The sequence below is a fragment of the Rhizobacter sp. P3_B12 genome (genome assembly GCF_056402895.1).
The window spans coordinates 1-5,811 of record NZ_JBFUGN010000345.1 but is presented as its reverse complement, the minus strand read 5'-3'; the positions used below and the strand labels follow the sequence as shown (position 1 = coordinate 5,811).

4 protein-coding genes are annotated in these 5,811 nt (G+C 70.3%); all 4 read left to right on the top strand.

The features are described 5' to 3' along the window. Positions 1-522: 522 nt before the first annotated feature. Positions 523-1,443, top strand: a complete 921-nt coding sequence (locus AC1D01_RS17980; protein ID WP_477868621.1) for an amino acid--[acyl-carrier-protein] ligase — start codon at positions 523-525, stop codon at positions 1,441-1,443. Between the two features lie 10 nt (positions 1,444-1,453). Further along, positions 1,454-2,425 carry a DUF1839 family protein gene (locus AC1D01_RS17975; RefSeq protein ID WP_477868619.1) on the top strand — a complete coding sequence of 324 codons (972 nt, stop codon included), beginning with the start codon at positions 1,454-1,456 and terminating at the stop codon, positions 2,423-2,425. Between the two features lie 11 nt (positions 2,426-2,436). Beyond that, positions 2,437-4,881, top strand: a complete 2,445-nt coding sequence (locus AC1D01_RS17970) for a glycoside hydrolase family 2 protein (RefSeq protein ID WP_477868617.1) — start codon at positions 2,437-2,439, stop codon at positions 4,879-4,881. Continuing rightward, positions 4,871-5,811, top strand: a 941-nt coding sequence (locus AC1D01_RS17965) for a serine aminopeptidase domain-containing protein (protein WP_477868615.1), incomplete at its 3' end; no start/stop codon positions are given. The genes AC1D01_RS17970 and AC1D01_RS17965, both read left to right, overlap by 11 nt.

Genomic DNA, 5,811 nt, shown 5'->3' with positions numbered 1-5,811 from the left:
GACTCCCCTGCGCTGACTGGTTTCATGGCCCGTCGCCSAAACTCCCGCCACTCACTTCGTTCGTTGTGGTCAAACAGTSGGCGACAGTCAGTKCACGAAGCGYGCTGGCGCRCGCGGGCCATGAAACCAGCCAGCTCCGGCGMCCCGTCCYKATTGGCGCTCCACAGCCTACCCACCCGCGCCTTTGCGGAACCGTCGGCCCACTGCGTCGAAGACGTCGCCGAACACGCTCCGACCGCAGGTTGGGGCAAGGCGACTGGGCTGGGGGCGATTTCTGGGGCGACGAAGAAGATCGGTTTCGGGGGTGGCGTGCGCAGCACGCTTCGTAGACTGACTCATCGGCTGTGTTTGACCACAACGAACGAAGTGAGTGGAGGGAGTTTGCCGATGCACCCCCGAAGCCGAGCTTCTTCGTGCAGTCGGCCCGCCAGGGTCGACCGCCCCGGCATGAGCCCCCAGCCCAGTCGCCTTGCCCCAAGCTGCGCGCGCGACTGAGCACCATTCCAGAAGGACAAGAAAGCCATGTGCACCCAACACGACGACCCCTACAAGCAGTACCAGGCCGAACTGATCGAAGCCGGCCTGCTGATTCCCTCGGGCGTGCGCGGCGTCTACGGCCGCAGCGGCACCTTCGAGAACATCATCGACCAGTTCGAGGGCCTGGTGACGCGCGAAGGTGCGTTCCAGACCGCCGAGGTGATGCGCTTCCCGCCGATCTTTCCGCGGGCGCACTACGCGCGCATCGACCACATCAACAACTTTCCCGACCTGATGGGCTCGGTGCACAGCTTCCTCGGCGGCGAGAAAGAACACCAGGCCATGCTCGGCAAGTTCGAGGCGAAGGAAGACTGGACTTCCGCGCTGACGCCGGCCGAAGTGATGCTGGTGCCGGCTGCCTGCTACCCGCTGTACCCGACCGCCACCGGCACGCTGTCGGCACAAGGCCGCGTCGTCGACCYGAAGACCTTCGTGTTCCGCCACGAACCGTCGGACGATCCGGCCCGCATGCAGATCTTCCGCCAGCGCGAGTTCGTGCGCCTCGGCACGCCCGACCAGGCGCTGAACCACCGCAACGACTGGCTCGCGCGCGGCCAGGCCATCCTCGAATCGGTGGGCCTGCCGGTCAAGAAGGTGCTGGCCGACGACCCGTTCTTCGGCCGCGGCGCGCGCATCATGAAGGCCACGCAGCGCGAGCAGGACCTGAAGTACGAACTCGTGGTGCCGATCTGCAAGGAAGACAAGCCGACCGCCATCACCTCGTGCAACTACCACCTCGACCACTTCGGCGTCTCGTTCGACATCCTGCAGGCCGACGGCACGCCGGCCCACACCGCCTGCATCGGCTTCGGGCTGGAGCGCATCGCGCTCGCGCTGCTGAAGACGCACGGATTCGACCCGAAGCGCTGGCCGCACGAGGTGCGCCAGCAGCTGGCGATGGCGTGACGAGGACCGCATGAAACGTGTCCTGCCGATCGAGCCGGCGAGCTTCCAGCGCCACCCGATCCACACCGCGCCGCGCACCTGGGCCGAGACCAACTGCTACGCCGACGTGCTGATCGAGCTGCTGCACGRCCTCGGCCACGACCCGGTGCCGGCGCTTGCGTTCACGCTCGGCGTCGACTTCGAAGGCGACCAGTGGACCTTCTTCAAGTTCCCCGACGGCGACCTGTACGACCTGTACGGCGTCGACATCCAGGAACTCGCCGTCTGGCGCCCGCTGGTCGACCACATCGAGGACCAGGTCGCGCAGGGCCGGCCGGTGCTGGTGGAGCTCGACTCGTGGTTCCTCCCCGACACCGCCGGCTCGGCCTACCAGCTCGCGCACACCAAGTCGACGGTCGGCGTCAATGCGATCGACGTGAAGGCGCGTCGCATGGACTACTTCCACAACCAGGGCTTCTACGCGCTGGAAGGCGATGACTTCCGCGACGTGTTCCAGCTCGACGGGCTGGTGCACGAACGCATGCTGCCGCCGTACATCGAGTACCTGAAGGCCCGGCCCGGCTTCACGCCGCCGACCGGTGCGGCCCTCGTCGACGGCTCGCTCGCGCTGCTGCGCAAGCACCTGACGCGCGTGCCGGCCAGCAACCCGTTCGAGCGCTTCAAGACGCAGTTCGCCAAAGACCTCGACTGGCTGATGCAGTCCGACATCACGGTCTTCCACACCTACTCGTTCGCGACGCTGCGCCAGTACGGCGCCTGCTTCGAGCTGGCCGAAACCTACCTGCGCTGGCTCGCCGCGCAGGGCGTCGACGCGGCGGCCCCGGCCGATGCGTTCGCGCAGATCTCGCAGACCGCGAAGGCCTTCCAGTTCCAGCTCGCGCGCTCGATGGCCCGCAAGAAGGCGCTCGACCTGTCGCCGATCGATGCGATGGGCGAGGCCTGGGCGCAAGGCATCGGCGAGCTGCGTCGACAACACGGGTGACGCACGCGGCCATGGACTCGGCGATCGCACTGGACAGCGGCTGGGAGATCGCCGCGGGTGCGGCTGAGGGGTTGGCCTGGGCGCCGGTGCGCGAACTGGGCACCGTGGGTGCGAGCCTCGGCGTCGAGCTCGACACGCCGCACGGGCGTTATGACGCGCAGGACTGGTGGTACCGCTGCCGCTTCAGCGCGCCCGCGCCCCGTGGGCTCGACCGCCAGCAGCTGCGCTTCGACGGCCTCGCCGGCCTCGCCGATGTGTGGCTGAACGATGAGCTGGTGCTGAGCACGCGCAACATGTTCACCACCGAACGGGTCGACGTGACCGGTCGTTTGCGGCCCGACAACGAACTGCGCATCCGCTTCCGTTCGCTCGACGGCGAACTCGCGGCCCGCAAGCCGCRCCCGCGCTGGAAGACCGCACTGGTCGAGGCGCAGAACCTGCGCTGGGTGCGCACCACCTTGCTCGGCCGCATCCCCGGCTGGACGCCTCCGATCCACCCGGTCGGCGTGTGGAAGCCGGTGTGGCTGGAGACGGTGTCGCCCGGCGGCCTCGCCTCGATCGACCTGCAGTGCGATGCCGAGGCCGGCGTGGCCCGGCTGCGCCTGCGCGTCGCGTTGACGCCCGGCAGCGACGTGGCCGAGGCGCGGCTGCGCATCGGCGACCGCACCCATGCGCTCGCGCTCGACGGCGACACCCTGTCGGCCGACCTGCGGCTGCCCGATGTGGCGCTGTGGTGGCCGCACACACACGGCACGCCCGCGCTGCACGCCTGCACGGTCGAGCTGCGCCAGGGCACGCAATGGATCTCGATCGACCGCGGCCGCATCGGCTTCCGGCAGGTCGAGGTGCGGCGCGACGAGGGCCTGGTGCAGTTCCACGTCAACGGCTCGCCGGTGTTCTGCCGCGGCGCCTGCTGGACCACCGACGATTTCCTGCGGCTGCATGGCGACCCGCAGCAGCTGCGCCGCACGCTGACGCTCGCGCGCGACGGCGGCCTGAACATGCTGCGCATCGGCGGCACGATGACCTACGAGTCGGACGCGTTCTACGCGCTGTGCGACGAGCTCGGCATCCTCGTCTGGCAGGACTTCATGTTCGCCAACATGGACTACCCGGTCGCCGACGAGGCCTTCCGCGCCGAGATCGAGCGCGAAGCCGACCAGCAACTCCACCGCCTGCAGGCGCACCCGTGCATTGCCGCGTACTGCGGTGGCAGCGAGGTCGAGCAGCAGGCCGCGATGCTGGGCCTGCCGGCCTCGGAGTGGAGCAACGATTTCTTCAGCGAGACGCTGCCGGCGCGCTGCGCGAGCCGCCATGCCGGCGTGCCGTACTTCCGGTCGTCGCCGTGCGAGGGCGCGCTGCCGTTCCACGTGGGCGTCGGCATCTCGCACTACTACGGCGTCGGCGCGTACCGGCGGCCGGTCAGCGACGCGAAACACGCGGGCGTCAAGTTCACCACCGAGTGCCTCGGCTTCTCGCACGTGCCCGAGCCGGAGACGATCGAGCTGCTGGCCGGACAGCCGACGATCGCGCCGCACCACCCGCTGTGGAAGCAGCGCCAGCCGCGCGACAACGGCGCCGGCTGGGATTTCGAGGACATCCGCGACCATTACCTGCGCGAGCTGACCGGGCTCGATCCGGTCGCGCTGCGCAGCACCGACATCGCGCGCTACCTCGCGCTGTCGCGCGCGGTCACCGGCGAGGTGCTGAAGCGCGTGTTCGCCGAGTGGCGGGCACCGGGCGGCGTCTGCGGCGGCGGGCTGGTGTGGTTCCTGAAGGACCTGTGGCCGGGCGCCGGCTGGGGGCTGATCGACAGCACCGGCCGGCCGAAGGCGGTGTACTGGGCGCTGAAGCGCGCCTGGGCCGCGCGCACCGTGCTGATCACCGACGGCGGGCTCGACGGGCTGCAGCTGCAGGTGCACAACGAGGGCGGCGCGCCGTTCGCCGGCAGCGTCGAGTTCACGCTCTACCAGGACGGCCAGGTGCGCACCGCCGGCGGCAGCCTCGGCGTGATGCTGGCCGCGAACGAGAGCCTCGCGCTGCAGGCCGATGCGCTGGTCGGGCACTTCGCCGACACCGCGTATGCGTACCGCTTCGGGCCGCCGCAGCACGATGTGGCGGTCGCGCGGTTGAAGAACGAGGCGGGCGAGACGCTGGCCGAGGATTTCCATTTCCCGCATGGCCTGAACCTGCCGCCGCAGCGCGCCGGTGCGTTGACGGCACAGGCCGTGCGCCTCGATGACGGCAGCGTCGAACTGACGCTGGAGAGCACCGCGCTGATCCAGTCGGTGCACATCGAGTGCGCCGGCTACGCGGCCGACGACCTGCATTTCCACCTGGCGCCGCAGTCGCGCCGCACGCTGCGCCTGCACCCGCTCGACGCCGCGCCGCGCAAGTTCAAGGCGCACCTCGGCGCGCTGAATCTGCGAGAGACGGTGACCGTCCGTGCGGACTGACGACATCCCGCTGCAGCCGGACGCCACGCGCCGCCCCGAGGTGAGGCGCGAGCCGCTGATGCTCGGCACGGCCGAGAAGCCGCTGTTCGGCTGGTACCACGTGGCCGATGCGGTGCCGCGCCGCGATGCGGTCGTCGTGATCTGCAACCCGATGGGCTACGAGTACGCGCACGGCCACCGCTCGCTGCGCCACCTGGCCGACGACCTCGCGCGCTCGGGCGTGCCGGCGCTGCGCTTCGACTACCACGGCACCGGCGATTCGCCGGGGCTGGAGACCGATGCCGGCCGCCTGCAGCGCTGGCAGGACGACATCCATGCAGCGATCGCCGCGGCGCAATCGCTCAGCGGCAGCGCACGCGTCGGCCTGCTCGGCATGCGGCTCGGCGCGACGCTCGCGGCGCTGGTCGCCGTGCAGCGCGAGGTCGACTGGCTGGTGCTGTGGAACGTGTGCGCCTCGGGCCGCCGCCATGTGCGCGAGCTGCAGGCGCTCGACATGGCGGCCGGCGGCGGCCAGCGGCCGGTCAGCGCGCCGCTGGAGCCAGCGGGCTTCCTGGTGAGCCGCGAGACGCAGGAGGCGGTGAAGGGCGTGCAGCTCACGCGCGAGGCGCTGCGCGTCAGCGGCCGTGCACTGCTGGTGGCGCGCGACGACCTGATCGGCGAGGAAGAAGCGCTGCGCGAGCACCTGCTGACGCTTGGCATCGCGACCGATGCGATCGCCTGTGCCGGCTATGCCGACATGATGGCCGAGCCGGTGCACACCGTCGTGCCGCGCCAGGCGCTGGACGGCATCGTGCAGTGGATGGTCGCGCAGACCGCGCTGCGCGAGGCGGCACCGCCCGTGCTGCCGACGCCGGCCGGCGCGGTGCAGGCGCGCTTCGCGCATGCGCTGGCCGACGGCCGCACCGCGATGCTGACCGAGACGCTGTGCGC